Source organism: Microbacterium sp. dk485 (assembly GCF_004570445.1).
GTDB lineage: Bacteria > Actinomycetota > Actinomycetes > Actinomycetales > Microbacteriaceae > Microbacterium > Microbacterium wangchenii.
The window spans coordinates 1,441,536-1,467,705 of the sequence record NZ_SPQW01000001.1 but is presented as its reverse complement, the minus strand read 5'-3'; the positions used below and the strand labels follow the sequence as shown (position 1 = coordinate 1,467,705).

The 26,170-nt window shown below is 72.2% G+C and carries 30 protein-coding genes; 8 read left to right on the top strand and 22 right to left on the bottom strand.

Annotated elements, in window-relative coordinates:
* Positions 1-56 precede the first annotated feature (56 nt).
* Positions 57-893, bottom strand: a complete 837-nt coding sequence (locus E4V99_RS06890) for a ribokinase (protein ID WP_135116770.1) — start codon at positions 891-893, stop codon at positions 57-59.
* Between the two features lie 123 nt (positions 894-1,016).
* Here E4V99_RS06890 and E4V99_RS06885 point away from each other — a divergent pair, with 123 nt between their 5' ends.
* Together E4V99_RS06885 and E4V99_RS06880 are read left to right on the top strand one after the other, a co-directional pair.
* Complete coding sequence (locus E4V99_RS06885; protein WP_135116769.1) at positions 1,017-1,973, top strand: nucleoside hydrolase; 957 nt, start codon at positions 1,017-1,019, stop codon at positions 1,971-1,973.
* A 62-nt stretch (positions 1,974-2,035) separates the two neighbouring features.
* Entirely contained in the window at positions 2,036-3,754 is a 1,719-nt protein-coding gene (locus E4V99_RS06880) for a long-chain-fatty-acid--CoA ligase (protein WP_135070402.1), read from the top strand.
* A gap of 6 nt (positions 3,755-3,760) precedes the next feature.
* Here the strand turns inward: E4V99_RS06880 and E4V99_RS06875 are convergent, their stop codons facing one another.
* From E4V99_RS06875 to E4V99_RS06860, 4 genes are all read right to left on the bottom strand, one after another.
* Positions 3,761-4,846, bottom strand: coding sequence for a Gfo/Idh/MocA family oxidoreductase (locus E4V99_RS06875; protein WP_135116768.1), 1,086 nt, complete (start codon positions 4,844-4,846; stop codon positions 3,761-3,763).
* Entirely contained in the window at positions 4,819-5,526 is a 708-nt protein-coding gene (locus E4V99_RS06870; RefSeq protein ID WP_135070408.1) for a ThuA domain-containing protein, read from the bottom strand. Before E4V99_RS06870 ends, E4V99_RS06875 begins: the two co-directional genes overlap by 28 nt.
* 250 nt (positions 5,527-5,776) lie before the next feature.
* Positions 5,777-6,691, bottom strand: coding sequence for an EamA family transporter (locus E4V99_RS06865; protein ID WP_135070411.1), 915 nt, complete (start codon positions 6,689-6,691; stop codon positions 5,777-5,779).
* Complete coding sequence (locus E4V99_RS06860; RefSeq protein WP_135116767.1) at positions 6,688-7,965, bottom strand: serine hydrolase domain-containing protein; 1,278 nt, start codon at positions 7,963-7,965, stop codon at positions 6,688-6,690. The genes E4V99_RS06865 and E4V99_RS06860 overlap by 4 nt, the downstream gene beginning before the upstream one ends.
* Positions 7,966-8,099: 134 nt before the next feature.
* Here E4V99_RS06860 and E4V99_RS06855 point away from each other — a divergent pair, with 134 nt between their 5' ends.
* Together E4V99_RS06855 and E4V99_RS06850 are read left to right on the top strand one after the other, a co-directional pair.
* Positions 8,100-8,408 (top strand): DUF2470 domain-containing protein, encoded by a 309-nt coding sequence (locus tag E4V99_RS06855; protein ID WP_135070417.1) that lies wholly within the window; start codon positions 8,100-8,102, stop codon positions 8,406-8,408.
* A gap of 54 nt (positions 8,409-8,462) precedes the next feature.
* Positions 8,463-9,110, top strand: coding sequence for a biliverdin-producing heme oxygenase (locus tag E4V99_RS06850; RefSeq protein ID WP_135116766.1), 648 nt, complete (start codon positions 8,463-8,465; stop codon positions 9,108-9,110).
* Between the two features lie 33 nt (positions 9,111-9,143).
* Here E4V99_RS06850 and E4V99_RS06845 read toward each other — a convergent pair whose 3' ends face one another.
* Positions 9,144-10,502, bottom strand: a complete 1,359-nt coding sequence (locus tag E4V99_RS06845; RefSeq protein WP_135070424.1) for an AAA family ATPase — start codon at positions 10,500-10,502, stop codon at positions 9,144-9,146.
* Positions 10,503-10,609: 107 nt separating this feature from the next.
* Between E4V99_RS06845 and E4V99_RS06840 the strand changes: the two genes are divergently transcribed.
* Genes E4V99_RS06840 through E4V99_RS06830 form a run of 3 tightly spaced genes read left to right on the top strand, consistent with a single transcriptional unit; the run spans position 10,610 to position 12,493 of the window.
* Positions 10,610-10,918: an FAD-binding protein gene (locus tag E4V99_RS06840; protein ID WP_135116765.1), complete on the top strand. Its 309-nt coding sequence runs from the start codon at positions 10,610-10,612 to the stop codon at positions 10,916-10,918.
* Positions 10,897-11,340 carry an FAD-dependent oxidoreductase gene (locus E4V99_RS06835; RefSeq protein ID WP_135116764.1) on the top strand — a complete coding sequence of 148 codons (444 nt, stop codon included), beginning with the start codon at positions 10,897-10,899 and terminating at the stop codon, positions 11,338-11,340. Before E4V99_RS06840 ends, E4V99_RS06835 begins: the two co-directional genes overlap by 22 nt.
* A 43-nt stretch (positions 11,341-11,383) precedes the next feature.
* A complete protein-coding gene (locus E4V99_RS06830) occupies positions 11,384-12,493 on the top strand; it encodes a hypothetical protein (protein WP_135116763.1) in 1,110 nt (369 codons plus the stop codon).
* A 19-nt stretch (positions 12,494-12,512) separates the two neighbouring features.
* Here E4V99_RS06830 and E4V99_RS06825 read toward each other — a convergent pair whose 3' ends face one another.
* From E4V99_RS06825 to E4V99_RS06765, 13 genes are all read right to left on the bottom strand, one after another.
* The gene (locus E4V99_RS06825; RefSeq protein ID WP_135117237.1) at positions 12,513-14,468 is read right to left on the bottom strand and encodes a cytochrome c oxidase assembly protein; all 1,956 of its coding nucleotides are present in this window, start codon (positions 14,466-14,468) and stop codon (positions 12,513-12,515) included.
* A gap of 160 nt (positions 14,469-14,628) precedes the next feature.
* Positions 14,629-14,916 carry an HU family DNA-binding protein gene (locus tag E4V99_RS06820; protein ID WP_125133173.1) on the bottom strand — a complete coding sequence of 96 codons (288 nt, stop codon included), beginning with the start codon at positions 14,914-14,916 and terminating at the stop codon, positions 14,629-14,631.
* Positions 14,917-15,129: 213 nt separating this feature from the next.
* Positions 15,130-16,275: an alpha/beta hydrolase gene (locus E4V99_RS06815; RefSeq protein ID WP_135116762.1), complete on the bottom strand. Its 1,146-nt coding sequence runs from the start codon at positions 16,273-16,275 to the stop codon at positions 15,130-15,132.
* Positions 16,276-16,373: 98 nt separating this feature from the next.
* Positions 16,374-16,679, bottom strand: coding sequence for a 30S ribosomal protein S14 (gene rpsN / locus E4V99_RS06810; RefSeq protein WP_135070436.1), 306 nt, complete (start codon positions 16,677-16,679; stop codon positions 16,374-16,376).
* A gap of 4 nt (positions 16,680-16,683) precedes the next feature.
* Positions 16,684-16,854: a 50S ribosomal protein L33 gene (rpmG, locus tag E4V99_RS06805; protein ID WP_005051772.1), complete on the bottom strand. Its 171-nt coding sequence runs from the start codon at positions 16,852-16,854 to the stop codon at positions 16,684-16,686.
* Positions 16,854-17,090: a 50S ribosomal protein L28 gene (gene rpmB, locus E4V99_RS06800; protein ID WP_135071608.1), complete on the bottom strand. Its 237-nt coding sequence runs from the start codon at positions 17,088-17,090 to the stop codon at positions 16,854-16,856. The genes rpmG and rpmB overlap by 1 nt, the downstream gene beginning before the upstream one ends.
* Positions 17,091-17,237: 147 nt before the next feature.
* Positions 17,238-17,942, bottom strand: a complete 705-nt coding sequence (locus tag E4V99_RS06795) for a DNA-3-methyladenine glycosylase (protein ID WP_135116761.1) — start codon at positions 17,940-17,942, stop codon at positions 17,238-17,240.
* The gene (locus E4V99_RS06790; protein ID WP_135116760.1) at positions 17,939-19,351 is read right to left on the bottom strand and encodes a hypothetical protein; all 1,413 of its coding nucleotides are present in this window, start codon (positions 19,349-19,351) and stop codon (positions 17,939-17,941) included. The genes E4V99_RS06795 and E4V99_RS06790 overlap by 4 nt, the downstream gene beginning before the upstream one ends.
* Entirely contained in the window at positions 19,341-20,126 is a 786-nt protein-coding gene (locus E4V99_RS06785; RefSeq protein WP_245233132.1) for a TIGR03943 family protein, read from the bottom strand. Before E4V99_RS06785 ends, E4V99_RS06790 begins: the two co-directional genes overlap by 11 nt.
* Entirely contained in the window at positions 20,119-21,147 is a 1,029-nt protein-coding gene (locus tag E4V99_RS06780) for a permease (protein WP_135116759.1), read from the bottom strand. The genes E4V99_RS06785 and E4V99_RS06780 overlap by 8 nt, the downstream gene beginning before the upstream one ends.
* A complete protein-coding gene (locus E4V99_RS06775; protein ID WP_135070448.1) occupies positions 21,144-21,548 on the bottom strand; it encodes a transcriptional repressor in 405 nt (134 codons plus the stop codon). The genes E4V99_RS06780 and E4V99_RS06775 overlap by 4 nt, the downstream gene beginning before the upstream one ends.
* A gap of 66 nt (positions 21,549-21,614) precedes the next feature.
* On the bottom strand, positions 21,615-22,055 hold the full coding sequence (locus E4V99_RS06770; RefSeq protein ID WP_135070451.1) for a cupin domain-containing protein: 441 nt from the start codon (positions 22,053-22,055) through the stop codon (positions 21,615-21,617).
* A gap of 106 nt (positions 22,056-22,161) precedes the next feature.
* Positions 22,162-22,569, bottom strand: a complete 408-nt coding sequence (locus E4V99_RS06765) for a DUF6157 family protein (protein WP_135116758.1) — start codon at positions 22,567-22,569, stop codon at positions 22,162-22,164.
* Between the two features lie 49 nt (positions 22,570-22,618).
* Here E4V99_RS06765 and E4V99_RS06760 point away from each other — a divergent pair, with 49 nt between their 5' ends.
* Positions 22,619-23,476, top strand: coding sequence for a helix-turn-helix transcriptional regulator (locus tag E4V99_RS06760; protein ID WP_135116757.1), 858 nt, complete (start codon positions 22,619-22,621; stop codon positions 23,474-23,476).
* A gap of 13 nt (positions 23,477-23,489) precedes the next feature.
* Here the strand turns inward: E4V99_RS06760 and E4V99_RS06755 are convergent, their stop codons facing one another.
* From E4V99_RS06755 to E4V99_RS06745, 3 genes are read right to left on the bottom strand one after another with little or no spacing between them, the layout of a single operon-like run.
* A complete protein-coding gene (locus E4V99_RS06755; protein ID WP_135116756.1) occupies positions 23,490-24,350 on the bottom strand; it encodes a metal ABC transporter permease in 861 nt (286 codons plus the stop codon).
* On the bottom strand, positions 24,350-25,168 hold the full coding sequence (locus E4V99_RS06750) for a metal ABC transporter ATP-binding protein (protein WP_135116755.1): 819 nt from the start codon (positions 25,166-25,168) through the stop codon (positions 24,350-24,352). Before E4V99_RS06750 ends, E4V99_RS06755 begins: the two co-directional genes overlap by 1 nt.
* Positions 25,165-26,145, bottom strand: coding sequence for a zinc ABC transporter substrate-binding protein (locus E4V99_RS06745; protein WP_135116754.1), 981 nt, complete (start codon positions 26,143-26,145; stop codon positions 25,165-25,167). The genes E4V99_RS06750 and E4V99_RS06745 overlap by 4 nt, the downstream gene beginning before the upstream one ends.
* Positions 26,146-26,170: the final 25 nt, after the last annotated feature.

Sequence of the window (26,170 nt, the reverse complement as noted above, 5' to 3'; positions counted from 1 at the left end):
TTTCGGCGAAGACGTCGAGTGCGGCGTCGGCTGGACGCAGCGGCGGATCGGCCGGCTCAGGCGTACGCGTCGAGGCGCTGCAGCGCGGGCTGCGCCCCCGGCCTGGTGACCGCATCCGCCCCCACCGCGCACGCCGCCCGAAGCGCTCGCTCGGGGTCCCACCCCGCGTGGAAGGCGAGGGTCAGCGCCGCGCAGAACGCGTCTCCGGCGCCGACGGAGCTGACCGCCTGCACCGTCGGCGCAGCGACGCGCACCACCTCGAGCCCGCGACGGAACAGCGCCGCTCCGGCCGATCCGTAGGTGACCGCGACGAGCGGGGCCCGCGAGAGCTCGGGGAGCACCGCGTACTCGAGCTCGTTGACGAGAAACAGGTCGGCACGATCCACGAGCTCCGGCGGCAGCGGCTGGGCGGGTGCGGCGTTGACGGCGAGGAACCCCGGCACGGCGGTGGCGAGCGCCGCCACGACGGTCAGGGGGATCTCCAGCTGCGTCAGCACGGCTTCATCCGGCGCGAAGTCCACCCCGTCGACGGTCACGTCGTGGTTCGCCCCGGGGCACACGACGATGTGGTTCTCCCCCTCGTCGTCGACGGTGATGAGGGCCGTCCCCGTGGGCGCGTCGCCGAGCCACACGCCGCCGGCATCGACGCCGGCGTCGCTGAGGTTCTGCAGCATCGCCCGCCCGTCGGTGTCATCCCCCACGGCACCGACCATCCGCACGCGTCCGCCCAGGCGCGCCGCCGCGACCGCCTGGTTCGCGCCCTTGCCCCCGGGGTCGCGGGTCAACGTGCCGCCGAGCACCGTCTCGCCCGGCTTCGGAAGGCGGGCGACGGATGCGGTGACGTCCACGTTGATGCTGCCGACCACGCACAGGGAAGCGAGGGGAGAAGCCATCCCTCCATTCCACCACGCGGCTCGCGCGGGAATCGGGCGGCGCAGGTTGTATAACCGAACAGTGCTGCTTTCGGCGGCAGGTGGACGACGGGGTCCGCATCCGCGACGACCTCCAGGAGCCGCATGACCACCCCGATCCCCGTCTACCTCGACTGCGACCCCGGCGTCGACGACACGCTCGCCCTGGCGTACCTGCTGGCCTCGCCGAATGTCGAGCTGGTGGGCATCGGCACGGTGAGCGGCAACACCTCGGCGGCGCAGGCCGCCCGCAACACGCTCGACCTGCTGTGCCTCGCCGGCGCCCCCGCCATCCCGGTCGCCGTCGGCGCGCACGACCACCTCGACCACCCCTACGCCGGCGGCGCGGGGTCGGTGCACGGCGACAACGGCGTCGGCGGCGTGGAGCTGCCGCGCGCCCCTGGCGAGCCCGACGCCCGGAGCGCCGTGCAACTGCTCATCGACCTCTCGCACGAGTACGAGGGCCGCCTGCACGTGCTCGCGATCGGGCCGCTGACGAACATCGCGCACGCACTGGCAGCCGACCCCACCCTCCCCGCTCGCGTCGCCGAGGTCACCGCCATGGGTGGCGCCGCCCTCGCCCCCGGCAACATCACCCCCGCGGCCGAGGCGAACGTCTTCAACGACCCTCGGGCCGCGGCCGAGGCTCTCGCCGGCGACTGGGACGTCACCCTCGTCCCACTGGACGCGACGATGGAGCACACCCTCAGCGAGGAGCAGCGCGGGATGCTGCTGGCCGACGAGCGACCGTTCGTCCGCACCGTCGGGGAGATCCTCGACCACTACTTCGACTTCTACGTCGGCACCTACGGCCGGCGCACGTGCGCGCTGCACGATCCGCTCGCGGCGGTTCTCGCCGCCGGCGCCGTCACGCCCACGCGCGCACCGCGGGTGCCCATCGTGGTCGACGTCTCGGACGGCCCGGGCCGCGGCCAGACGATCGCCGATCTCCGCACCCAGCGCATCGGGGTCCGCGACCACGACGGCGTCCGCACCCGTCTCGTCCTGGACGTCGAGTCCTCGATCGGACAGCACCTGATCGACACGATCCTCGCCGGCTGAGCCCGCGGCCGGCGAGCCGCCCCGCGCCGCAGCGCCCGCGCAGCCCACGTAACCTTGGACGAGTGCACCTGAACGACTCGCGCGCGTGGAACCGCTTCTACGCCGAAGGAACCCCCGTCGACATCGAGGCGCCCACCGGCTCCCTCGTCGACCTGCTCGATGAACGCGCGGCGCAGTACGCCGACCGCCCCGCGGTGACGTTCTTCGGTGCGTCGCTGACCTATCGCGAGCTCGCCGGCCGGGTCTCCCGCGTCGCGAACGGGCTGCGGGAGCTCGGGGTGAGCGCCGGCGACCGCGTCGCCCTCGTGCTGCCCAACGCCCCGCAGCACGTCATCGCGTTCTACGCGGTGCTGCGCCTGGGCGGGATCGTCGTCGAGCACAACCCGCTCTACACGCGCGACGAACTCGAGGCGCAGTTCCGCGACCACGGGGCGTCGCACGTCATCTCGTGGGACAAGATGGCCCCCCTCATCCGCTCCTTCCCCGCCGACCTCGGCATCCGCACGGTCGTCTCCGTCGACATCACGCGCGCGATGCCGTGGACCACGCAACTGGCGCTGCGCCTGCCCGTGGCCAAGGCCCGCGCGTCGCGCGCGAAGCTGACCGCCGCGGCGCCCGGGATGGTGCCTTTCGCACGGCTGGAGAAGTCCGCGCCGCTGCCGGCCGGGTCCGTTCCCCGCCCCGGCGTCACCGACATCGCGTGCCTGCAGTACACCTCCGGCACCACCGGTGTGCCCAAGGGCGCGATCATCACACACGGCAACCTGTGGGCCAACGCCCGCCAGGGCGCCGCGTGGATGCCGCGGTTCACGCACGGCGACGGCCGCATCTACGGCCTCCTGCCGATGTTCCACGCCTTCGGCCTGCTGCTGTCGGTCATCTATGCCGTCGAGACCGGATCCAACGCGGTGCTGTTCCCCACGTTCGACCCCGAGTTGGTGTCGCAGGCGGCGAAGAAGCATCCGCCGACCTTCATCCCCGCCGTCCCGCCCATGTTCGACCGCCTGGCCCGCGTGGCCCGCGAGGGCAAGCTCGACCTGTCCGGCGTCGTGTACTCGATCTCGGGCGCGATGACCCTGACCCCCGCCGTGGTGAAGCGGTGGGAGGAGCTGGCCGGCAGCATGCTGAACGAGGGGTACGGGCTGACCGAGACGAGCCCGGTGGCCCTGGCCAACCCCTTCGACGACGCGCGGAAGATCGGCACCATCGGCATCCCGTTCCCCTCGACAGACATCCGCGTGGTCGACCCCAACGACCCCGCCCGAGAGGTGGAGCTCGGAGAGGCGGGCGAACTGCTCATCAAGGGCCCCCAGGTGTTCCAGGGGTACTGGAACCGCCCAGAGGAGACGGCCCAGGCGCTGCTGGAAGGCGGATGGCTGCGCACCGGAGACCTCGTGATGCAGGACGAGGACGGCTTCGTCACGGTCGTGGACCGCAAGAAGGAGATCATCATCACGGGGGGCCTGAACGTCTCGCCCAGTGAGGTGGAGAAGGTCCTGGATGCGGTGCCGGGCATCGCCGGTTCGGCCGTCGTGGGTGTGCCCCGCGGCGGCGGCGCCGAGGTCGTCACGGCCGTCGTCGTGCTCGAACCCGGTGCCGTCTTCGACGAGGACGCCGTGCGGGCGGCCGCGCGCGAGCACCTGGCCGAATACAAACGCCCGACCGCCTACCGCGTGTGGGAGGAGCTGCCCACGACCCTCATCGGGAAGGTGCTCCGCCGGCGCGTCCGTGACACGCTCATCGCCGACCGCCACGCGGTGCGCGCCGCGCCGGAGGACTGACGCGGGTCAGCCCGCCTGCCACTGCGCGGCCGGGGTGAGCGGCACGAGCGGCGGACGCTCTGCCGTCGTCGTCAGCTCGATCCGCCGCCCCTCGCGGGCGGAGTCCATGAGGCACGTCATGATCTCCAGCACGTGCAGGGCGATCGCGCCGTCGGCCCTGCGCCCACCGGCGACGAAGTCCAGCAGCCCGATTCCCCGCCCGGCGCCTTCGTATCCCGCGCGCACTCCGATGGGCGTCCAGTCCTCGTCGCCGGAGGGGCGCAGACGCACCTGCCCGTCGAAGTAGTTCGGGTCGGGCAGCGACAGCGACCCGGTCTCGCCGTGCACCTCGATCGGGGCCGCATCGGTGCCGGCCGCGTCGAAGCTGAACGTGACCGTCGAGATCGCCCCGCCCGCATGCTCGAGTATTCCGGTGATGTGCGTGTCGATCTCGACGGGGATCTGCTCCCCGGCCCGGGGGCCCGTGGCGATGCGGCGCAGTTCCTTCGGCCGCGACGACGCCCCGCTCACGCGGGCAACCGGTCCGAGGAGGTGGAACAACGACGTGAGGTAGTACGGACCCATGTCCAACAGCGGCCCGCCCCCGCGGCGGTAGTAGAAGTCCGGATGCGGATGCCACGCCTCGTGCCCCGGCGACACCCACGTGGCCACCGCGGCCACCGGGCGGCCGATCTCCCCGGCATCCACCACCGCCCGCGCCGTCTGGATCCCCGCGCCCAGCACGGTGTCGGGTGCGCACCCGACCCATCCGGATGCGGCCTGGGCCAGAACGCCGCGTGCCTGGTCGAAGGTCGCCGCCAGCGGCTTCTCGCCGTACACGTTCTTGCCGTGCGCGAGCCCCGCGAGGGCGATGTCGGCGTGCGCGGCGGGGATCGTGAGGTTCAGCACCGTGTCCACCGCGGGATCGGACACGAGTTCCTCCACCGAGAGCGCGCGGCAGCCGGGGAAGCGGGCGGCCACATCCGCGGCACGTGCCGCATCCAGGTCGGCGGTCGCCGCGATCCGCACCCCCGGGTGGGTGCCGAGGGTGGCGAGGTACTGCGCCGAGATGACGCCCAGACCGACTATTCCGACGCCGTGCGGCTCGTCCACAGCATCCCCCTCTCCACGATCGTGCGCACGTTGACGTCGCCGAGCACCGAGGGGCTGTGCCCCGGCGTCGCGACGAAGATGCGGCCCGCACCCCACAGTCGCGTCCACACCGCCGGGGAGGCGACCGGCCGGTGCCACGGGTGGTACGGCTGCACCGGATGCGTCGTCGTGGCCAGCACGTCGTTGAGGTCGTCGGCGAGCACCCAGTACTGCTCGGTGTCGAGCGTGAAGTCGTCGATACCGGCCATGATCCCGTGCGTGCGGCCGAGGTCGGTCACCTCGACCCGGTAGCGCAGGAAGTTGTCGGTCTCGTCACCTCGACGCTCGTCGGGGCGCTTCGACGGATGCGTCGCGAACTGGCCGCCGATGAGCTGGAGGTAGTCGGAGCTGTTGCGGTAAGAATCCGCGATCCCGCCGTGCCAGCCCGCCAGTCCGGTCCCCCGTTCGACCGCCGAGCGCAGGCCTTTCAGCGCCTGGTCCGAGATCGTCGACATGGTGACGCACTGCACGATCAGGTCGGTCTCGTCCATGACCTGCGCATCCGCGTAAACCTCGTTGGACTCCTCGATGCGCACGGCGAACCCCTCGCGCTCCAGGAAGGGAACGAACAGATCGGTGGCCTCGACGGGACGGTGCCCCTCCCATCCCCCGCGGACGATCAGCGCTCGGCGTGCGGACATGATGGCTTCCTCCACGGGGGTCTGGCGACCGGATGCTGCGGCGCGTTCGACGGCGGACACCACACGCTATCGCGCCCCTCACGCTGCGGGGCCCTCCGCGCAGGCACCACGTTTGCGCCACTTCGGTGCATCCGCGCCGCTTCGATGTGGCGCGAATGCACGAAAGTGGCGCGGCTGCGGTGCCTGCGGCGAGCGCCGAGCGGCGAAGCGCTGAGCGGCGAAGCGCTGAGCGCCGCGGGGGATTCGCGGCTCAGCCGATCGGCTCGGCCAGCGCCTCGCCCTCCGGCGGGGCGTCGCGGCGAGCGCCGCGGGCACCCGCACGCACCGCGCCGATGCTCGCGGCGATCACCAGCGCGATGCCGGCGATCTCCAGGAGCGACAGGTGCTGACCGAGGAGGAAGAACCCGGCGATGGACGCGGTGGCGGGCCCGAGGCTCATGAGGATCGCGAAGGCGGCGGCCGGGAGCCGGCGCAGCGCCATCAGTTCCAGGGCGTAGGGGATGGTGGAGGAGAGCACCGCCACGGCCGCGGCGAGCGCCAGCAGGTCGACCCGCAGCAGAGCCGAGCCGGCGTCGGCGATCCCGAGCGGCAGCGACAGCACCGCTCCGACGACCATGGCCAGCGCCAGGCCGTCCAGTCGCGGGAACTCCCGGCCGACCCGGGCCGAGCACAGGATGTAGAACGCCCAAGCCGCCGCGGCGCCGAGGGCGTACAGCACGCCGAGCAGGTCCAGCCGATCCCATCCGCCGCCACCCAGGGCGACCACACCGACCAGCGCGAGCGCTGCCCACACCAGCGCCGACGCGCGGCGGCTCGCGAGAATCGACAGCGTCAGCGGGCCGAGGACCTCGATCGTGACGGTCACCCCCAGCGGCAGCCGCTCCAGCGCGAGGTAGAACAGGCCGTTCATGAGCACCAGGACCAGCCCGAACAGCCCCACCGCGCGCCATCCGCGAGCGGAGTGCCCGCGCAGCCGCGGCCGGGCGATGGCGAGGAGGATCAGCGCCGAGAACACCAGCCGCAGCATGACCATGCCCAGCGGCCCGAGCTGCGGGAACAGCAGAACCGCCAGCGAAGCGCCGACCTCCTGGCACGCCAGGCCCACCACGACGAACAGCACCGCGACGCTCGAGCCGCGATTGCCCGGTCCGCCCCCGCGTGTCACTCGGCCGGAGGCTGGCAGATGGCGTTGGCGAGGATCGCGTCGTGCTGCTGCTGCGCCGTCCACGGCAGACCGGCCTCGGGGACGGTCTCTCCCTCCATGGCGGGAGCCTTCGACGCGATCGCTGCGAGCTCCCACGCCAGCCACGCCCCGATGTTGGGGTTCGCGCCGGAGTTGTTGAGCACGACGGCGACGGTCATGCCGGTGCGGGGGTCGGCGAAGGCCGCGGTGAGGTAACCGGGGATCGCCCCGTACTGCCCGATGAGCGCACCGGCCTGGTAGGCGCCCCCGGCTGCGGTGAACCACGTCGGCTGATCAGCGGCGACGGGAAGCGGGGACTCGAAGCGATCGGATGCGTCGGGCGTGAGCGCGCCGGTCGCCAGAGCCTGTGCGTACCGGCCGAGGTCGGTGATGTCGGTGACCGCGCCGGAGTCGGCGCCGCCGATACTCGCCGACATCTTCGTGACCTCGGGCGGCTCGGTGCAGTTCCACGCGCCCTCGGCGTTGGCGGTGGACCAGTATCCGGGCAGGACCGGGCCGTCCGCCGGCGGTGCGGCCGTACGCGTCGGCAGCGCTGTCACGGCGAGGTCGAGCGGTTCGGCGATGCGCTCCTCGAGGAGCTCGCGCATGCTCATGCCCGTGGCGCGCTCGAGAGCCGATCCCAGCAGCAGGTACCCGGAGTCGGAGTCGCGGTACTCGGTGCCCGGTTCGATGCGGTCCTGTCCCAGCCCGTACCCGGCGAGCTCGCGGGGATCCCACTGCCGCTCGAGGTTGGAGAAGAACTGCGACTGCAGCTGCGGCGTGTAGGCGCCGATCCCGGCGGTGCCGTCGCACAGCTGGCGCAGGGTGACATCCACCAGGTCGGGGAACCCGTTGACGTAGTCGGTGACGCTGTCATCGAGTTCGATGGTGCCTTCGGCCGCGACCTGGAACATCACGTCGCACGTCATGGCACGAGTGACGTCGGCCGCACGGAACGCCATGTCGGTGTCGACGGCACCGCCTCCGCCGGGGGCCTGCGTGCCGAGACCGGCGACCCAGCTCCCGCTCCACGGGGCCCACACCCCGACGATCGCGCCGGAGGATCCGGTGGCGGTCATGGCGCTGGTCACCGCCGCTTCCAGCTGCTGAGCCGTCTCGTCCGGCAGTGCACCCTCGACCTGCGGGGGCAGATCGATCTCGACCGACTCTCGTCCGGAGCATCCGCTCAACAGGGCGACGAGGGTGACCAGGCCCGCAGCGACGGCGACGACGCCGCGACTGCGAAGAGACCGCATCCTCACCCCCGGTGGAATCGAGCCGGCGCCGGATGACGCGCATATGCATTGAAACACACCGCCGCGCCCGCTCCCCCGGGTTTGACTGCATGCCCGGTCACGTCTACATCACATCTGTCCTTAAGGTGGGGCGCATGCCCCACGCCTTCGACGCCGCGGCCCTGTCGGGAGTGACCGGCCATATGAACGACGACCACGCCGACGACAATCTGCTCGTCGCACGCGCCTTCGGCAGGGCGGATGCGACGGCCGCGGTCATGACCGGCTTCGACGGCGACGGGGGCGACTGGGACGTGACGGGCCCGGACGGCACCGTGGCGCCGTTGCGTGTGGCGTGGCCCGGCGGCCCCATCACGGAGCGCCGCGAAGTACGGCGGGAGATCGTCGCCCTCTACGACGAGGCGTGCCGTCGATCGGGCGTCGAGCCGCGTCCGCACGACTGACCCGTAGCATCTTCGGGGTTAGGCTCCCCTAACCTGTCCCCTATGATGACGGCTATGAGCGACGTCATCCCCTTCTCGACCGCGCTGCGCGAGCGCTCGAGCGCCGCCCACCCCTCCAGCGAGCACTCCACCTTCATGTCCGACCTCATGACGGGCGAGGGCACGCGGGAGGACTACGTCGCCCTCGTCGCACAGCACTGGTTCATCTACGACGCCCTCGAACAGGCCGCCGAGCGCATGCGCAACGACCCGGTGGCCGCGGTGTTCATCTCCGACAAGCTCACGCGGCTGCCGGCGCTGGAGGCCGACCTCGACTTCCTCGTCGGGCCTCACTGGCGCGCCAGCATCCAGCCACTCCCGACGACCCGGCGCTATGCCGACCGCATCCGCGCGGTCGGCGCGACGTGGCCGGGTGGCTTCGTCGCCCACCACTACACGCGCTACCTCGGCGACCTCTCCGGCGGGATCTTCATCGGCCGGCTGATGCAGCGACGATTCGGGTTCGAGACCAACGGCATCGGCTTCTACCTCTTCCACGACATCGCCGATCCGAAGGCCTTCAAGGACGTCTACCGCGAGCAGCTGGATGCCGCCCCCTGGGATGCGGCGGAGCGCGAGCGCGTGATGGACGAGGTGCTCGTGGCGTACCGCTTCAACACCGACCTGTTCGACGACCTCGCCCACGCCAAGGCCGCGGCCTGACCCCGCCGCCGAGCGGCGCACTGCGCGGTCGCGTCAGGGGCGCGCGCGCAGGGCCGAGCTCATGAAGCGCTGCACGTCGGGGTCGACGCGGATGTCGCTCGGCCGCAGCGGCCGCGACAGGTACAGCCCGTCCAGGGAGGTCAGGCGGCTGAGGGCGACATAGGTCTGCCCGGGAGCGAACGCGCCGGAGCCCAGGTCGATCACGGCGCGCTCGTAGGTCTTGCCCTGCGACTTGTGGATCGTGACGGCCCAGGCCAGGCGCAGCGGGAACTGCGTGAACTCCGCCACGACGTCGCGCGAGAGGGTGCGCGTGCCGGGGTGGTAGTTGTAGCGGAACCTCTCCCACACGGCCGGTTCGACATCGTGCTCCGTGCCGTCGACCTCCACGCGCACGGTGTCGCCGGCGATCCGCGTGACGGTGCCGATCGTCCCGTTGACCCACCGGGGCGGCTCCCCGAACGACGACACGTCGTTGCGCAGGAACATCACCTGCGCCCCGACCTTGAGTCGCAGCTCCACGTCGGCGGGGTAGTTCGCGTCGCCACGGCCGAAGTCGCCGCTGATCTCGGCGTTGGCCGTCTGCATCCGCCCGACCAGTTCGTCCAGGTGGCGGCGGTTGATCGTGTTGACGATGTCGTTGCGGGTGGCCAGCGTGATGATGGGGTGCTCGCCGTCGGCCGGATGGGGCGGGGTCCGGGCACCGGCGCCGTTGAGGACTCCCGCCATCTCCGCCGTGACGCGGCCATAGCGCACCGCGTTCAGCAGCGCCTTGAAGGCGGGGTCGGCCTGCCGGTGGATCTCGGTGAGCTCCCGCACGTTCAGGTCGGCGCCGTGGCGGCCGAGGTCGAGGATCCCGTCGTCGCCGCCCTCACCGGCCCACACCTTGGCGTCGAAGAACCAGAACGAGCGGTAGTGGTCGCGGATGTACCGCATCTCATCGCCGCGGGGCGGCACCGGCGCCAGCTGGTACGGGTCGCCGAACATCACGATCTGCACCCCGCCGAACGGCTCCGCGCGGCGTCCGCGGGCCTGCCGCAGCGACCGGTCGATGCCGTCCATGAGGTCGGCGTTGACCATCGACACCTCGTCGAGGACGAGCGTGTCGATGGCGTTGAGCAGCTTGCGCGTGGCGTCGGACTGCTCGATCTCGCCGTTGGCGATCAGCCCGATGGGCAGGCGGAACAGCGAGTGGATCGTCTGCCCCTCGACGTTCAGCGCGGCCACCCCCGTGGGGGCGCACACCGCGATCTGCTTGCTCGTGTTCCACGCCAGGTGCTGCAGGAGCGTCGACTTGCCCGTTCCCGCGCGACCGGTGACGAACACGTGCTCGCGTGTGTCTTCGATGAGCCGGAACAGCGCCTCCTGTTCGGCGGAGAGGGACGGCGTGCTCACCGCATCATGCTAGTTCGCGTTCGCCGCCCGCCCGGGCGGGCGGTGCACGTGCGGGGGAATACTCGCCGTGTCTGCCTCGTTCCCCGGCACCAGAGCAGAGGAGAGACATGTACGACACGCTCATCATCGGCGGCGGCCCTGCGGGCCTTCAGGCCGCGCTCACGCTCGGCCGCGTGCACCGCACCGCCGTGCTGTTCGACTCCGGCGAGTACCGCAACGACGCCACGGCGCACGCGCACAACGTCCTCACCCTGGACGGGGTGGCACCGGGCGAGCTGCGCCGGCGCGGCCGGGAGGAGCTCACCGCGTACGACTCCATCGAGGTGCGGGGCGACGAGGTCACGTCCGTGCGGCGGGAGGGGGACGGGTTCGCCGTGACCCCGCATCCGGCAGCATGGTCACGGCGCGCACGGTGATCCTGGCCACGGGTCTCGCGACGATGACGGCCGCCAAGCTCCGCCCGATCGCCTCCGACGTCCGCATCCTCGCGCCCGGCGACCTCGCCCGCGTCGAGGAGACTCCCGACGGTCTGCGCCTGCACCTCGCCGATGGGACCGACCTGCAGGTCGCGGGCCTGTTCGCGGCGCCGCGCACCGCGCAGCGCGCACCGTTCGCGGCCGCGCTGGGACTCGCTCTGACGGAGTTCGGGGTCGTCGCCACCGACGGGCTCGGCCGCACGAGCGTGGACGGCGTGTGGGCCGTGGGCGACATGACCCAGAGTTCGGCGTGGCCGGCTCCGCTGACCTCGATCGTCCTGTCGATGTCGACCGGGCAGCTCGCGGCGTTCGACATCGTGCAGGGTCTCGCCGTCGCCGAGCTCAGCCGTGACGCCGGGTGAGCCGACCAGCGGTTTCGGAGGCGCTCTTTCCTAGACTGTGACGGTGGAGAGCCCCGGAACGACGCCTGCTCCGCGGCCCGAAGCGGTCGCGGACGACGCTCGTCATGCACGCCGCCGTCGGCGACGCCGCCTCGCCTCCGACCTCACCGCGCTCGCGCTGGTGGGCGCGCTTCTGATGGCCGCCTTCGCGGCGGGGGGCGTGGCCCTGTACCGCGAGCTGTACAGCCCCACCGCCTTCGTCCTGCGCTACCTCGATCTGCTCGCCGACGGCCGCGCCACCGACGCCCGGGCCCTTCCCGGCGTGGCGATGGATGCCGAGCAGCTGGCGGCCGCGGGCCTCCCCGCCACCGCGTCCGATGCACTGCTGCGCCGTGACACCCTCGCGACGCTCACCGACGTGGAGGTCCTGGGGGAGCGCGTGGACGGCGAGCTGACCCGCGTGACGGTCGCCTACCGGGCCGCCGGCGTGGAGGGGCAGACCACTTTCGCGGTCGTGCAGGACGGGTGGACCGGGGTCGCCCCGTCGTGGCGCTTCGCGACGAGCCCCCTCGCCGTCCTCGACCTCACGGTGCGCGGATCGATGCGCTTCGACGTCAACGGCTTCGAGATCGACAAGCGGCAGGTGTCGGCCGACGGCGTCGACGCCGATCCACTGGCGACGCTCCCCCTCCTGGTGTTCTCACCGGGGGTGTACTCCGTGGCCGTGGACACGGCGATCTCCGCCACCCCGGGAGTGGCCGTGCTCGCCGATGCACCGCGCGCGACCGTGCCGGTGGACATCCAGGCGCACGCGACGGAGGAGTTCATCGGCGTCGTGCAGCAGCGGATGAACGAGTTCCTCGGCGCGTGCGCGGCGCAGCAGGTGCTGCAGCCCACCGGGTGCCCGTTCGGATACCAGGTGCGCAACCGCATCGTCGACGCGCCCGCGTGGTCGATCGTTCAGCAGCCGGAGGTCCGGGTGGAACCGGACGGCGCCGGGTGGCGGATCGTCCCGGCCGAGGCGGTGGCGCACATCGACGTCGACGTCCGTTCGCTGTTCGACGGCTCGGTGCGCACCGTGCAGGAAGACGTGCGCTTCGTCGTCTCCGGCGGCATCACGGTGCTGCCCGACGGCACCGCATCCATCCAGGTGCAGGGCCAGAACGCCCCCTAGCCCGCGCCGCAGAAGCGGATCAGCGGGAGGCGCGGGCGTCGCGCTCGGCGAGGGCGGCCAGCTGCGCGTTGTACTCCTCGAGCTCGGCATCGCCCGTGCGGTCGGCGTGCCGGTCGCGGCGTCGCTGCATCCGGTCGTCCGAGCGGCTCCACTGGATCGCCACCGTGATGGCGAGGATGAGCGTCGGGATCTCACCGATCGACCACGCCACCCCGCCGCCGATGTACTGGTCGGCGAGCGGATCGGGGCCCCACGTGCGGCCCATCGCGCCGAACCACTCCGCGACCATGAGCCCGGACTGCATCATGAGCGCGACGCCGAAGAAGGCGTGCATGGCCATGACCGCGATGAGCAGCACGAGGCGCAGCGGGTAGGGCAGGCGGTAGGGCACCGGGTCGATCCCGATGAGCGAGAGCACGAACAGGTACCCCGTGATGAGGAAGTGCGCGACCATCCACTCGTGCCCGAGGTGGTCGTACAGCGACCACCGGAAGAGGTCGGTGTAGTAGAACAGCCACAGCGACCCGATGAACAGGCCCGCGGCGAGGTAGGGGTTGGTGAGGATGCGGGCGACCGGGCTGTGCACGGCCCACAGGATCCACTCCCGCCCGCCGCGGCTGCCGTCATCCCGTTTGCGGATGGCACGGGCGGCGAGGGTCACCGGCGCCCCCGGCACCAGCAGCAGCGGGATCGCCATGGTCAGCAGCATGTGGCCGACCATGTGGAGGCTGAACAGGTAGTCCTGATAGGCGTTGATGGGTCCGCACGTGACCCACAGCAGCAGCAGCATGCCGCCGACCCACAGGACCGTGCGGTACACCGGCCAGGAGTCGCCGCGGCGACGCAGGCGCCACACGCCGGCGAGGTAGAAGAACAGCCCGAACGCCACCGCGAACAGCCACAGCAGGTCGATGTCCCACGTGGTGAACCACCGCGTCACCGTCAGTTCGGGGGGAAGCGGCGCGCCGGTGAGGATCTCCGCGGGCGTGCCGAGCGTCGGCGCCGTCGCCGATCCGGGCGGGGCGGTGCGGGCCAGCGCCGCGGCGGCGCCGCTGGCGATGCCCATGAACGCCAGTTCCAGGAGCACGAGGCCCCAGAAGCGGCGGGATGACCCGTCCTCGTGGGTGCGCCCGATGAGCCGCTTGCGGTACCAGGCCCCCAGCAGGCCCATCGCCAGCAGCGCCGTGACCTTGACCAGCACGAGCACGCCGTAGGGCGAGAGGAGCGCGTCCCATCCGCCCAGGCCGATCGAGGCGCGCACGGTGCCGGAGACGGCGACCACGACAAAGGCCACCAGCGCGAGGCTCGAGTACCGCAGCAGGACCTTGGCGAGGGTCGCGCGGTCCAGGAGCGGGCGGATGAGGACGAGCAGGACGAGGCCGCCCAGCCACACCGCGGCGCCGATGATGTGCAGGACGAGGGCCAGCACCGCCGAATCGTGGTTGGCCTCCTCCCCGGAGTGACCCTGGGTCCCCATCGGGACGAGGGCGACGACGGCGAGGATCCCGACGAAGAGGGTGGGCGTCCAGGAGCGCACCGCGAAGGTGAGGACGGTGAGCACGGCGCCGGCGACGGTAGTGAGCAGCCACGTGCGGCCCACCTCGACCTCCACGAGGAACCGCCCCAGCTGCTGCCCGAAGAGCGCGTCGGCGCTGGGGGTCGCGTTCATCGTGTTGACGAACGTGAGGAAGCCCGTCGCCGCCGAGGCGACCGTGAAGACGGCGGCGCTGGCGGATGCGGTGTCCAGCGCGACGTCGAAGGCCCGCTCCCCCGCGGGCAGGGCGTACAGGGCCAGGACGAGCGACCCGACCATCCCCGCGGCCGACAGGTTGACCGCGAGGGTCGCCACCGGAAGCCCCCACCGCACGAGGGGACCGGGGTCGCCCAGGAGAAGAGGCGCGGCGCCGCCACCGTAGGCCAGCCCCCACACGAGGGCTGCCAGCGCGGCCGCGACCAGGAGAACCGGGCCCACCAGGCGCAGCGACCGCGCCGGGGCTGCGGGGCTCGAGTCCCCGCGCGACGGTGCAGCGCCGTGCGGAGCGGGTGCGAGAGTCACCCCTCCAGCCTACGTGCGCCTTCCTGAGGGAAGACGAAGGGGGGATGCCTCAGCATCCCCCCTTCGACCCGGCGCCGTCTTACTTGACGGCAGCCTTGAGCTTGGAGCCCGCGGTGACCTTCACGCGCTTGCCGGCGGGGATGGCGATCTCCTCACCCGTCTGCGGGTTGCGGCCGGTGCGCGCCGAGGTCTCGACCTGCTCGAACGCGATCCAGCCGGGGATCGAGACCTTGCTGCCCTTGGCGACTGCCTCGGACACGGTGGAGAAGAGGGAGTCGAGCACGCCCGACACGGCGGACTGGCTCTGACCCGTCGCGCTGGCGATGCTCGCGACGAGTTCGGTCTTGGTGATGGACTTGTCAGCCATTCGGTGGTCCTCCCGGGCGGCCGAGCGGCCGCCTTCGTTACATCGGACGGGGGCGGATGCCCCCGGTGGTCGGATCGACCGCCTCGAATGTATCAACAGACCCGCGGAATTCCGCGGATCTCGGGTCCTTTCGGCCCGAACTGCAGGCGTGTCGCGGGTCGGATGGGGCACATGTGGCGTCTGCGACGGCCTGAACGGACGCGGAAGGCGTCGTCACAGCGATCGCAGGGCGGTCACGACATCGTCCTCCCAGCGCCTGGCCGACGCCAGCGCGCCGACGAAAACGGGGGTGTCGTGGGTCACCCCCAGGTACCGCACGGCGCTGGCGGCGACCCCGGCGCGACGAAGCGCCGCCGCGTAGGCGGCACCCTGGCGGCGGAGCGGATCGTACTCCGCGGTGAGGATGACGGCAGGCGGGAGGTCGGCGAGGGAGGTGGCACGCAGGGGCGAGACGTAGGACGCGCGTGCGCGACGGGGGTCGCGCAGGTACGTGCGGGCGACCGAGCGCAGTTCGCGCAGCGCCAGGACCGCGGGGATGCCGAGAGCCCACGTGGCACGCAGGTCGATCCATCGCGCGGTGAGGTCGGTGACGGGCACCTCCAGGATCTGCAGCCGCATCGGCAGCCGCGCCCGATCGCGGTTCATGAGGGCGAGGACGGCGGCGATGTTCCCGCCGGCGGAGGTTCCCGACACCCCGATCCGCTGCGGATCCACCCCCAGTTCCCCCGCGTGCGCGTGCACCCACTCCCACGCGGCGTACGCCTGCTCGATCTGGGTCGGATGCCGGTGCTCGGGCGCGAGCGCATAGTCGACGGCGATGATCGTGACGCCGGACGCGGCGGCGCGGCGGCGGCATGCCGCGTCGGCGGTGGGGTAGTCGATCCCGCCGATGCGGAACGCCCCGCCACCGAAGACGAGGCACGCCGGCGAAGGCTCGACGCGCTCGTCCGGCAGGTACACGCGGGTGCGGACGGAGGGGTGCCCGTCGACGGGCACCTCGTGCTCGACCGTCCGCAGGGCCGGGCCGGGCAGGCCCACGGCACGCTGCTCCTGACGGTCCCACGCGAGTGCTGCGCGGCGGTGACGCTGGCGCGGGGTGAGCGGGGCGGCCGCAGCCCCCCGCTTCGGGGCGGGCGGCGCATCCGGAGCGGCGGCAGCATCCGTCGTCCGGAATTCAGGAGACACGCCGACGCGCGGGGCTCCAGCGGCGTCACCGGGACCGGATCTCCTGAGTTCTGAACGACGGGAGGCCCCGGATGCGGCGACCGGCAGGCGCGCGCGCAGCTTGTGCCACGCCTGGCCGAGGAGGTACCGGCGATGCACGCGGAGACGCTCGGCGAAGAACGGGTCGAGCGGCATGGGACCTCCGTGCGGAGCGGTGGAGGAAAAGCATAAGGGCGGGGATTCCGAAGAACCCCCGCCCTTGACGCGTCAGCGGTGCTGAGGCGTGAGAAGCGTCACCAGGACGACTTGGTCACACCGGGCAGCTCGCCGCGGTGCGCCATGTCGCGGAAACGCACACGCGAGATGCCGAACTTGGCGAGGTTTCCGCGGGGACGACCGTCGATGGCGTCGCGGTTGCGCACGCGCACCGGCGAGGCGTTGCGCGGCAGCTTCTGCAGGCCGATGCGGGCGGCCTCGCGCTGCTCGTCGGTGGCGGTGGGGTCGACGAGCTGCTTCTTCAGCTCGGCGCGCTTCGCGGCATAACGCGCGACGATCACCTTGCGCTGCTCGTTGCGCGCGATCTTGCTCTTCTTGGCCATGAGATCAGCGCTCCTCTCGGAATTCGACGTGCTTGCGGATCACCGGGTCGTACTTCTTCAGCACGATGCGGTCGGGGTTGTTGCGGCGGTTCTTGCGCGTCACGTAGGTGTATCCCGTGCCGGCGGTCGAACGCAGCTTGATGATCGGACGGACGTCCTGAGCCTTCTTGGCCATCAGAGCTTCACACCCTTCGCGATCATGTCCTTGACGACGGATTCGATGCCGCGCGCGTCGATCACCTTCATGCCCTTAGCGGACACGTTGATGGTGATCTTCCGACCCAGCGAGGGCACGAAATAGGTCTTCTTCTGCACGTTCGGGTCGAAGCGGCGCTTCGTCCGGCGGTGCGAGTGCGAGATGTTGTGACCGAAGCCGGGAACCGCTCCAGTCACCTGGCACACTGCTGCCATGGTGATGTCTCCTTCTGTACCGTGAAGCCGGACGGCTTCACCCAAGATCCCTTGTCTGCACCCTTCGACACGCTCAGGCACCGGGGATCCGGGCTGCGGCAGGAGGAGGGGTACGAACTGCGTGCTGGAGTGCGCGCAGACAAACAGTCAGTCTAGCACGGGCGGCCGCGCGACCTCGCCCGCCGCCTCCTGAGCGCCGCGGCCCCACCGGAAGGGTGACACGGTCGGGTCTCCGGGGATCCAGAAGCGCCACGGGAAGGCCGCCGTGCCCGCGACGCCGGCCACCCCGACCCGGGGGCCGGTCGCGATGTCGGGCACCGGATCCACGCGCAGCTCCAGACGCGCGGTGGCCCCCGCCTGCACCGCTCCCGTCACCGCGTCGATGCCGTCGTGCTGCGGATGGCGCAGGCCCACGGCGTCACCGAGACGCCCGGGTCCGCGGGCCAGGTCGCGCGGCGACCGCACCACGCCGCGCCGCTCGAGGCGCCGGCGGGTCGCCGCATCCTCGCCCTCGACGATCTCTCCGCCGCGCAGCAGGATTCCCCCGGCGACCCCTTCCGGGCCGCTGACGACGTTGACGCACGAGTGGATGCCGTGGCTGAGGTAGACGTACAGGTGGCCCGGCTCCCCCCACATCGTGGCGTTGCGCGCCGTGGGCCCCATCCGCGCGTGCGACCCGGGATCGGGCACGTCGCCGGTACCGCGGCCGTGGTAGGCCTCCACTTCGCTCACCCGCACCACGACCTCCTCGCCATCCACCTCGGTGCGCAGCAGCGCGCCCAGGAGCCGCGGCGCCACCTCGAGGGGGAGCCCGCCGAGGTCGGCGCGCGTGACGGGGCGGTGCGCACTCATGCCGGCGGCACCTGGCACCACGACAGACCGAATCCGCCGAACGCGGCGACCTCGACTGCAGTGCCGATCTCGATCACGCGCGTCTCCAGTCGCTGCGGGAGCGGGAGACGATACCGGTCGTACGGGTTGGCGGCGGCGTCGGGTGAGAGCAGGAGCGCCGCGTACCGCCCGTTGGGTGACACGCACGTCTGCACGAGGGCGTCGGCGGGGTCGAGGTCCAGGAGGGTCTGCACCGTCCCGTCGGCGGCGACGTGCACGACCGAGCTGGACAGCAACGTCGCGCCCTCCCCGATGCGGGCGTAGTTGCGGATCGTGCCCGCGTCGTCACCGGGCACGGGGATCACCGAGCCGGGCACGCCGAGGTCGTCCGCCGGCTCCGGCAGCGCCCCCTCCGTCCCGTCGGTGAGATCGACCACGACTCTGCCCTCGTTGCGCTCGATGACGGCCTGGCTCGATCCGCGGGCGATGCCTTCGATGCCGAGGGCGGTGCCCAGGGGCGCGGCATCCGCGCCGTCGGCGCCGGCCAGCACGAGGGCGCCGTCGAAGGTGAGCGCGAGGATGCTGTCGGTGTCGGGTACGAACCGCCACTCCGCCACGCTGGGGTCGGCACCGGGGAGGGCGACCCGGGTCGGCGGGGTGTCGGCGGCGCCTTCGGCCAGGGATGCGGTGAACAGCACGCTCTCCAGGCCCCCGTCCTCGCCGAGGGCGGCGTCGGAGAACGTGTACCCGATCCGCTCGCCGCGATCCGCGGACTGGAGGTGGGAGACGAACCCTTCGCCGGGGAGGGGCAGCGTGCGCACGTCGCCGGTGGCGGCATCCACCGCCAGCAGCGCCGAGTGCTCCTCCTCCAGGACGGAGACGATGAGGTGCGACGCGGTGGCGCGGTAGTCCTCGATGTGGGGGTGCGAGAACACCTCGGTGCTGCCCGCCCCCGCCAGCCCCGTGCGGTAGATGGCATCGTCGCCGGAGCCGCGCTGGAGGAGGAAGACCTCGGATGCCGGCGTGCGGAACGTCTCCTCGATCGTGGCGGCGGGCCCCGCCCCGAGACCGCGCACGTCGCGGATGCGCACGGTGTACTCGGTGTCATCGCGCAGCGGGAGGCCGAACCGCACGCCGACGCTGCGCCCGGAGGTGTCCACCGTGAACGGCGTGGCCGGTGCCACCTCCACCTGCGCGGGGTCGATGTCGTGCAGCGACTGCGTCGTGGTGAAGATGAGGCGCGACCCCGACGCCGCGACGGCTGCCTCCGGATCCACGCGCACCTCGGTCAACCGCGGTCCCTGTGCCACCGTCACGGCAGCGCCCACCCCGCCCACGAGCACGAGGGCTCCGAGGACGGCGGCGAAGACCGTGGCGAACCCGCGACCGCGTCGGCGCCGCGCCCGGGTGCGCCGGGAGTCAGTACTCATAGGGGTCCTGCGGCTCGTCGATGGGGGTGATGTCGTCGGCCTGGATGCGCAGCGAGCCGTCGGAGTCGGCGCGCACCGTGCCGGTGATGCTCACCCATTCGCCCGTGGCCGGCGGCGGTGTGCTCGCGGTGACGGGGAGGCTGGCCGACTGCGCGTCGATGACGCAGTGCGTGATCACCAGGCGGCTGAGGGCGAAGTCGCCGTCGTCCCCCGGCGTGACGAATCCGGTGAGGGTGACCGGGTCGCCGTCGAAGCGGTCGGGGTCGGTGGCCGACGCGAAGACGCCGGCCCACTCCCCCACCCCGAACTGCGCCGTGTCGCCGGAGGCGGCGAGGGTGACCACATCCGTGCCCGCGAACAGCGGCGCCGCTCCCACGTCGCGCGACATCGCCAGCTCGGCCGACAGCGTCGCGGGGGGCGTGACGAGCATCGTCACGACGACGCCCGACGCCAGGATGCCGCCGGTCGCCGTCATCACGGTCGCCACACGGCGGGGGCGCGGGTGGTGCACCGCTTCCGCTGGATGCTCCGCCGCATCCGCGGTGCCGTGGTCGTGACCGTGGTCCTCTTCGCCGCCCAGCGGCAGCGCGAAGCTCGCCACGGTGCCGATCAGCACGAGAACGGCCATCCCGACGGCGAACCAGGCCGACTCGGGGTTGATGTAGAGCGCGAGGCGGTCGGTGACGGCGAGTGCGATCGTCACCACGGCGAGGGATGCGGCCAGGCCCACCCCGAGCCAGCGGTTCGCGAGCGGGCGCAGCGCGGTGTCAGACAAGGAGGTTCACCACCGTTCCGAGGGCGAAGGCGGCCGCCACGACGATCGCGGTGATCCCCACGAGCACGCGGGTCGAGAACGTCGTGCGCAGCAGCGCGAGCATCTTCACGTCGGCGATGGGGCCGACAAGGAGGAAGGCGACCAAGGACCCCGGCGTGAACGCCGACGCGAACGACAGCGCGAAGAACGCGTCGACGTTCGAGCAGATCGACACCACCATCGCCAGGACGATCATCGTCGCGATCGACAGGGCGGGGTCCGAGCCGATGGCCAGGAGCGTCTGGCGCGGGACGAGCACCTGCACCGCCCCGGCGATGCCCGAGCCGATGACGAGCGCCGGCATGACCGCGCGCAGCTCGACGACGAACTGGGCGAGGCTCCGCCGCGTCCGGGTCGCGCGCGCGCCGGGGCCGTCCAGGCTGACGGCGCACGTCTGGCGGAACCGGTCGGTCACGAGCGCGTCGGGATCGGGGTGGCGGCTGTACAGCCACCCGAGCAGGTTGGCCACGAGGTATCCGCCGACCAGGCGCGCCACCAGGATGCCGTCGCTCCACCCGAACGCCGCGTGGGTGGTGAGGATCACGATGGGGTTCACGATCGGTGCGGCGACCAGGAAGGTCAGCGTGTCGGACACGGAGAACCCGCGCATCATGAGGCCGCGGGCGAAGGGGACGTTGCCGCATTCGCACACCGGCAGCAGCATCCCCAGCAGCGACAGCACGGCCCGCCGCGCCCACGCCCGCCGCGGCATCCATCGTTCGATCGCCCCCGCCGGCACCCACACCTGCACCACGACCGACAGCAGCACACCGAGCACGACGAAGGGAAGCGATTCGATCAGGACGCTGAGGGCGAGGGTGAGGCCGTCCTGCGCGCGCGTCGGGAGCGCGTCGGCGAACAGGGCCGGCGCGAATGCGTCGATCGCGAACAGCGCCACCACGACGGCGACGCCGGCGGCGAGCCAGGGCACCGCGCGACCGCGCGTGCGCTGCCGTGCGGGGGCCGGTCGGGTCTGGGTCACGCCTGCTCTCGCTGCGCGGCCGCGCACGACGCGCACCGGCCGAAGATGTCGACGACGTGCTCGGCTTCGATGAACCCGTGCTGGGCGGCGGTGGCGCGTGCCCACTGCTCCACGTCGGTGGCGGCGATCTCCACCGTCAGCCCGCACGAACGGCAGATGAGGTGATGGTGGTGGCCCGCGGACGTGCAGGCACGGAAGAGGTTCTCGCCCTCGGGGCTCTGCAGGGAATCGGCCTCGCCCTGCGCGGCCATTCCGGCCAGCGTGCGGTACACCGTGGCCAGCCCGATGCCGGTGTTCTCTTCGCGCAAGGTGGCGTGCAGCGACTGGGCGCTCACGAAGCCGCGGGCGTCGGTGAGCGCCTCACGCACGCGTTCGCGCTGCCACGTGTTGCGCTGGGCCATGCCCCGAATCCTACCGGCGCCCCCTGAACGCAGCCCGGGCGCGGGCGCGGCGCCGCTCCGCCGGCCTCACCACGGGGCGGGACGCTCGGCGTCGCGCGTGGCGTCGTCGGGCAGCTCGGGCAGCTCGTACCCACCGGCCCGGATGCAGATCCACCGCAGCTCCGAGTCGGCGTCGGGCAGGGCGCGCCACGTGCGCCAGACCCCCTGGCCCACGCGCACGACCGTTCCCGGGCCGACGTCGACGACGTCCTCGTCCAGCCCCATCTGCCCGCGGCCGTCGAGGAAGAGGTACACCTCCTCGATGCGGGAATGCGTGTGCCAGTACCCGGCCTCCTCGCCCGGTGCCAGCGCGTTGGCGGTGAGACCGATGTACTGCAGCGGCAGATCGAAGTCGACGACGCGGCGGCCCTCACGGGAGGTCTCCGGCCGGAAGCCGCCGAAGTGGGCGCGCCACTGATCCAGGGCGCCCAGTTCGGTCACCTCGTAGGGGCGCGTGGGTGCGGTCATGGCTCCTCCTGTCACTACCCGCGATTGTGCCGCGGCATCCGTGCGACAGCCAGCGGATGCCGCGGACTCGGCGCGAATCGAATGGTCGCTGGCCGGGGGATCGCGGTCATCCCTTCCGGGAGGAGCGCATGGCGGCCTTCTGCGTGAGGTCGGTGCGGCGCTGGAACTCGTCGTACTCGGGGGTGCCCAGGCCCACGAGCGCGACCCGCCCCTCGCCGTCGTGGTGCAACCCCCATCCGTATCGCTTGGGCAGCGGCGAGGCGCGCAGGCAGGCCTGATCCTTCGCGAAGAACCGCTCCCACTCCTCGGTCCGCCGCGCGTCGTCGATGCCCCAGCGGATCGCGTACACCGCGAAGAGGACCTCGTCCGAGGTCAGTTCGTACGGATGGTCGCGGAGAAGGTCGTACTGCAGCGACGCCACCGTGGGCGTGGCGCCGGCCGGTGGCGCCTCGGCCGCGGGGGCGGGGCAGTCCGGCGCGACGGCGATGAAGGTGTCCCGGTAGTTGGTGGTCACGCGCTCATCCTGTCGCCCGCCGGGCGTCGCGTATTGCAGAATTGCGCCAATGAGCGCGCGACGGACACGAGCGATCAGCGCGAGCGAGCGCACCGGAGTGCTGCAGCCGGCCAACCTCGCGCGATTCGATGCGCAGTGGATCGTCCCCGCCGACGACGTCCGCGAGATCGTGGACACCTACTGGGCGGCGCGCTGGCATCTCGACGCCGGCGAGTCCATCGCGCAGCGCATCATCGACCACCCCTCCGTCACCTTCAGCGTCGAGCACGGCGACGTGGACGCTCCGTTCGTCGTGACCTCGGCCCGCTCCCACGCGTGGACGCGCACCCTCGCCGGACGCGGCGACGTGTTCGCGATCCGGCTGCGGCCTGCGGGTCTCGCGGTCCTGTCCGACCTCGACCCGGCGTCGCTGGGCCCCGAGCAGGAGCTGACGGCCGCGTTCGACGCCCGCGCGCACGCGCTGCTCGAGCGGATCGCGTCCGCCCCCGACCCGGCGCGCCGCGCGGAGCTGGCCGACGCGCTCGTGCGCGCGCGGCTCGCCGAGCGGCCGCTGCGGGCGTCTCAGCGGATCGCGAACGCGGCGCTGGAGGCCCTCACCGCCCAGCCGCACGTGCAGCGGATCCACGACGTCGCGGCACTGCTGGGCACCAGCGAGCGGACGCTCCAGCGGGCGCTGCGGACGCACGTCGGGCGCGGCCCGGGCGAGATCGCGCGCCGCATCCGGCTCCAGGAGGTCGTGCGGCGTCTGTCCGTGGCGGACGGCGACATCGCCGGGATCGCCGTCGATCTCGGTTACGTCGACCAGGCGCATCTGACCAACGAGTTCCGCCGGGTCGCCGGTGTCACCCCCGGCGCCTACGTCGAGGCCCTCGCCCGGACGCAGGCCGCTCTTCGCGGGCCGGCCTGACCCCTAGCGGTCGTCAGGCGCGGGCCCGCACGACCCGGTCGCGTCTGGTCCCCACGACGCGGCACACGAGGTAGATGACGAACGAGATCGTGGTGATGTAGGGGCTCACCGGCAGGGTTCCGGCGACGGCGAGGAGGATGCCGCCCACGGCGGAGACGAACCCGAACACCGCCGCCAGCACCGGCACCGACACCGGCCCGGAGGCCACGCGCATGGCCGCGGCGGCGGGGGTCACCAGCAGCGCCATGACCAGCAGCGCGCCGATGATGTGCACTGCGACGGCCACGACGAGGCCGAGCAGCAGCATGAACGCGAGCGAGACCGCGGTGGTGGGCACCCCGCGCGCGGCGGCGGACTGCGGGTCGAGGGAGTCGAACCGCAACGGCCGCCAGATGAGCAGCAGCGCCACCAGCACCGCCGCGCCGATCGCGATCAGCCAGCCGAGCTGCCCGCTCTGGACCGACACGATCTGGCCCGTCAGCAGGCTGAACCGGTTCGCGCTGCGGCCGTCGTAGAGCGACAGGAAGAGGATGCCCAGCCCCAGGCCGAAGGGCATCAGCACCCCGATGATCGAGTTGCGGTCGCGCGCGCGGGCACCGAGCCATCCGATGATCGCGGCGGCCAGCACGGATCCGAGGATCGAACCGGTGATGACGTCGAAGCCCAGCAGCAGCGCCGCCGCCGCGCCGGCGAACGACAGCTCGCTGATCCCGTGCACGGCGAAGGCCATGTCGCGCTGCATGACGAAGACGCCGATGAGCCCGCCCACCAGCCCCAGCACGGCACCCGCGATGAGGGAGTTGGACACCAGGGCGAGGATCGCGCCGTAATCGGGGAGCCCGCCGAACAGGGCGTCCCACGCATCCGCGCCCATCAGTGCCCGCCCTCGGAGTCGTGGTGGTGGTGGTGCGTGTCCTCGGCGTCGGGGGCGCCGACCACGACGAGCCGGTCGGCGGCGCGGAGCACGTACACGGGGGCGCCGTAGAGGTCGCTGAGCACGCGGGAGTTGAGCACGTCGTCGGGGCGGCCCAGCATGAAACGGCCGCCGGCGAGGTAGAGGATGCGGTCGACCTTGCCGAGCACCGGGTTGATGTCGTGGGTGACCAGCATCACGGCGGCGCCGGTGTTCCGGCGGTGGCGGTCGATGAGGCGCACGACGGCCTGCTGATTGGCGAGGTCGAGGCTCGTGAGCGGTTCATCGCATAGCAGCAGCGCCGGAGCATCCGCGAGGGCCTGACCGACGCGCAGCCGCTGCTGCTCGCCACCGGAGAGGAGGCCGACCGGGCGGTCGGCGAAGTCCTCGGCGCCCACCTCCCGTACGAGGCGATCGATCCGCGCGCGGTCGCCGCGTCGCGGGAACGGGAAGCCGAACCGGTGCCCGTCGACGCCGAGGCCGACGAGGTCGCGCCCGCGCAGCGGGGTCTCGGCGGGCAGCGGCCGCTGCTGCGGGATGTAGCCGATGCGGCGGTTGCCGGGCCGGCGGACCTCGGTGCCGAGGGCGTGGATGCTGCCGGCGCTGAGCGGTTCCAGACCGAGGATGGCGCGCAGCAGCGTCGTCTTTCCCGAACCGCTGGGGCCCAGGACCGCGATGAGCTCGCCAGGCTGCACCTCGAGGTCCAGCCCGCTCCACAGCGTGTGGTCTCCGCGACGCAGCGCTGCCCCGCGGATCTGGAGGGGAGGTGCGGTCGTCACCGGCTCAGCGCGTCGGCCAGCGCCGCGACGTTCTCGTCCATCCACGAAAGGTAAGTCTGACCCTCCGGGAGCGTCTCCGCGAACTCCACCACCGGGATGCCGGCGGTTTCGGCGGCGCGGATGGCCTCCTCGGTCTCCGGCCCGCCGGTCTGGGCGTTGGCGATCACGACGCGCACGTCGCCGTTCCCGAGGAGGCGCAGGGCCTCCAGCAGCGTCGACGGCGGCACGTCCTGGCCTTCCTCGACGGCCTCGGTGAACGCGGGCGGGGTGACGTTGTGCAGGTCTGCGGCGGTGACGAGGTACAGCGCGACCGGCTCGGTCACGAACACATGGGCGCCCGCGTCGCTCGTCGCGACGGCGGCGAGCGCGTCCTCGACCTCGGCGATGCCCGCCTCGAACTCCTCGAGGTTCGCGGCGAAGTCGTCCGCCCCGTCGGGGTCGAGGGCGGTGAGCTCGTCGGCGATGGCCTCGGCGAAGTGCGCCATGGCGTGCGGGTCGTACCAGACGTGCTCGTTGAACCCCTCGACGTGGGCGTGGTCGCCGTGGTCGTGCTCGGTGTGCTCGTCTTCGGCGTCGTCGGTGTGCGCGGCCTCCGCCTCGTGGCCCGCGTTCTCGGGCCAGTCGTGGGAGAACTCCGCGGCGGTCAGGACCGGCGCATCCACGCCCGAGGACTCGATGAGGGCGTCGATGAACCCGTCGTAGCCGCCGCCGTTCTCCAGGATGAGGTCGGCGCGGCTCACCGCGAGCTGGTCCTGCGCGCTCGGTTCGAAGGAGTGCGGATCCTGCGCCCCCGACGTGACGATCGAGGTGACTTCCACCGCATCCCCGCCGATCGCCTCGGCGATCTGCCCGTAGACGTCGGTGGAGGCGACCACCCGGACCGCTCCGTCGTCGGCGTCGGGGCCGCTCGCGCAGCCGGCGAGCGCCAGGGCGGACACGGCGAGCAGCGAGAGCGGAGCCAGGCGCGAGGACGTCATGCCGCCACTCTACCGGCTAATGAGA